This is a genomic window from Pseudomonas sp. SWRI92, from assembly GCF_014268685.1.
GTDB lineage: Bacteria > Pseudomonadota > Gammaproteobacteria > Pseudomonadales > Pseudomonadaceae > Aquipseudomonas > Aquipseudomonas marvdashtae.
In genome coordinates, this window is record NZ_JABWQY010000063.1 from 1 (window position 1) to 218 (window position 218).

Consider the following 218-nt stretch of genomic DNA (forward strand, 5'->3'; position numbering starts at 1 on the left):
CCAGATTGCGGTGTGTGAAGACGAAACGAACCGAAAGTTCGAATCTCACAAAAACACCGAAGCTATCACATACCCAATTTGCTGAAGCGAGGCCAACTGGCCACGATTCGGTACCCGAATTTCTTGACGACCATAGAGCATTGGAACCACCTGATCCCATCCCGAACTCAGCAGTGAAACGATGCATCGCCGATGGTAGTGTGGGGTTTCCCCATGTG

1 rRNA gene is annotated in these 218 nt (G+C 50.9%); it reads left to right on the top strand.

The annotated features are described in order from the left end of the window. Window positions 1–122 precede the first annotated feature (122 nt). Window positions 123–218 (top strand): 5S ribosomal RNA (gene rrf / locus HU762_RS26595); the annotation flags it as partial.